General features: G+C 60.9%; 2 protein-coding genes. One reads left to right on the top strand and one right to left on the bottom strand.

Annotated features, from left to right (window positions below; translation table 11 throughout):
- Positions 1-240 (bottom strand): hypothetical protein (locus ABX749_RS27330; protein ID WP_372898815.1); only part of this gene is annotated, 240 nt, incomplete at its 3' end.
- Between the two features lie 64 nt (positions 241-304).
- Between ABX749_RS27330 and mfd the strand changes: the two genes are divergently transcribed.
- A partial coding sequence (gene mfd, locus ABX749_RS27325) for a transcription-repair coupling factor (protein WP_372898814.1) occupies positions 305-3,160 on the top strand: 2,856 nt, incomplete at its 3' end.

Genomic DNA, 3,160 nt, shown 5'->3' with positions numbered 1-3,160 from the left:
GTTCGCGCTGCCATCCGTGGTCATTCTTTCCGACTCGCTAGCCAGGTAAAATTGCCGGAGTGCTTCGTCCAGATGGAGTGTCAGGGTTGCAGATGCAGCAGAAGCCGCCGAGGCGTTCGGCGGTGAACCGACGGCGTCGAAACTCTTGGCGAGTTCCGCGCCAGGGCCGGTGGGCTGGCCCGCATCGGCTGATAGAATCTGGCCTGTACCTTGGTCGGTACCTGGCTGTGGGATTGCCATCGGCGCGCGTCCCAATGGTTGCCCGACGGCACGAACGACCGCCCATCCTACTGAAACCCATCGATTGACCTTGTCCATCGCCAGCCCCCTCGGTACGCAGCGTCTGCACGAAATCGTCGACTTGCTGGACGAGCATGCGCGGATCAGCGAAGTCATCGCGGGGTGTTCGCCGGGGGACCAGCTGGCATTTTCGGGCGTCTGGGGGTCGCTGCGCGCGGTATTGGCCGCGGCGGCCGCACGGCGCTGCCCCAACGTGCTGATGCTGCTGCCCCAAGCGGCCGACGCGGATATCGTTGCCGGCGACGCGATCGCCTTCGGTCTCGCCGATTCGGTCGCCCTGCCGTTGAGCGTCGGGCGGTCGGGCAAACACGCCCTGGCCGACAGCGACTTGGCCGAACGGTTGCAAGTCTTACAGAAACTGCGTGGGCGTGACTGCGACGACACCAACCCGTTGCTGGTGACCGCCTACATCGGCGGCGCGATCCAACTGGTTCCCACGCCGGCCCAACTGGAAGCCTCCACCCGCGGTCTGGCCGTGGGGGACGAAATCGAGATGGACGAAGTCGCCCGCTGGCTGGACCAGAGCGGGTTTGTCGCGACCACCGCCGTTCAATTACCGGGCGAGTATGCGACGCGCGGCGGGTTGATGGACATTTTTTCGGTCGATCAATCCAACCCGATTCGGGTCGAATGGTTCGGCGACGAAATCGAATCGATTCGCAAGTTCGATCTGGGTAGCCAACGAAGTGTCGAATCGATCAGCGAGGTCGAGATCACGGCCGTCGGCGCGGACGATCAGACTTCCGAAGATTCCCTGCACGACATCGACCTGGGGCCGATCACCGACTACCTGCCCGACGACACATTGGTGATTCTGGTCGACCCGCACGATAGCAAGCTGTCGGCCGAGACGCTGCTCAAGCGAACCGACGACCACAGCCATTTCACCGATTTCAATGCGTTGCTCGCGTCGATGTCGCACCTGAAAGTGGTCACGGCGTCGCTGCTGAACGAAGGTGCCGAGACGACGATCGATTTGCAGTCGACCAGCGCCGACGGGTTTGCCCTGGCGCTTGACGAAACGCAAACGCGGATCGACACCGTCGCGGCCGACCACGAAATCCTATTGGTCGGTGACACGCCTTCGGATAGCCAGCGGCTGATGGAATTGTTGGCCGAAACCGAGGCCGCACGCAGCGGACACATCAAGCCGGCCGTCGCACAGATCAGCGGCGGATTCCGATTGACCGCCGCAAAACGATTGGTGCTCACCGGCGCCGAGCTGTTCCATCGCAGTCCGGTTCGACGCGGCAAGACGCGTGCGCCGGGAAAACCGATCACCGCTTCGATGCAGTTGGAAGCGGGCGATCTGGTCGTTCACCTCTCGCACGGCATCGGGCTCTACCGGGGGCTGGACCACATCGAAAAGAACGGCCAGCACGTCGAACATCTGGTCATCGAATACGAGGGCGGTTCCAAAATCTATGTCCCCGCCTCGCGGATCGGTTTGATTCAACGCTACGTCGGCGGCACCAAGAACCGTCCCAAGCTGGCCAAGATCGGCGGGCAAGCGTGGGTTCGACAGAAGAAAGCGGCCGAGTCGGTGGTGACCGACATGGCCAGCGACTTGCTCGAGTTGCAAGCCAAACGCACCGGACGACAAGGCATCGCGTTTGACCCCGATCACATCTGGCAACAACAATTCGACGCCAGTTTTCCGTACCAGGAAACGCCCGATCAGGTCACCGCGATCGCCGACTGCAAAGACGACATGGAAATGGCCAAACCGATGGACCGCTTGATCTGCGGCGACGTCGGATTCGGCAAGACCGAAGTCGCCATGCGGGCGGCGTTCAAAGCGGTGACCAGCGGCTATCAGGTCGCCGTGTTGGTGCCGACGACCGTGTTGGCCGAACAGCACTTTCATAACTTTCGCAATCGGATGGCCGAATTCCCCGTCCGCATCGAAAAACTCAGCCGCTTCTGTACCGCCGCCGAGCAACGCCAAACGTTAAAAGATCTCAAGGCGGGAAAGGTGGACATCGTCGTCGGCACCCACCGCGTGGCCGGCAAAGACATCGCGTTCTCGAATCTGGGACTGGTCGTCATCGACGAAGAACAGCGGTTCGGCGTGGGCGTCAAGGAACGCTTGAAGAACAAACATTCCAACGTCGATGTCCTGACGCTGTCGGCAACTCCGATCCCGCGAACCTTGCACATGGCGTTGGTCGGTGTTCGCGATATCAGCAACTTGGAAACACCGCCGGCCGAACGCCGCAGTGTCGAAACGGTCGTGACCCGTTGGGATGACAAACTGATTCGCAGCGCGATCGTCCGCGAGCTGAACCGTGGCGGACAGATCTTTATGGTGCACAACCGAATCGGTGACATGGACGAGGTGGCCGAGAAGATTCGCAAGATTGTTCCCGAGATTCGGATCGTGATCGGACACGGTCAAATGCCCGAAGGCGAACTGGAACAAGTCATGGTCGACTTTATCGAACACAAGTACGACATGTTGTTGGCGACCACGATCATCGAAAGCGGATTGGACATTCCCAACGCCAACACGATTTTCATTGACGATGCGGATCACTACGGATTGAGCGATCTGCACCAGTTGCGTGGCCGCGTCGGACGGTACAAACACCAAGCGTTCTGCTACATGATGGTGGCGCCCCACAAACACCTGTCGCCCGAAGCGAGCAAACGTCTGCGGGCGATCGAAGAGTTCAGCCAGATGGGAGCCGGGTTCGCGATTTCGATGCGCGACCTGGAGATACGCGGCGCGGGAAACCTACTCGGCAGCCAACAGAGCGGGCACATCGCTGCGATCGGCTACGAGATGTATTGCCAACTGCTCGAAGACGCCGTCCGCCAGATGCAAAATCTGCCGCCTGCCCTGTCCGCAGACGTCGAC

The organism is Stieleria sp. (assembly GCF_041595215.1).
Classification (GTDB): Bacteria; Planctomycetota; Planctomycetia; order Pirellulales; family Pirellulaceae; genus Stieleria; species Stieleria magnilauensis.
Note: the sequence above shows the minus strand (reverse complement) of the source record. Positions and strands in the feature narration are given on the sequence as shown.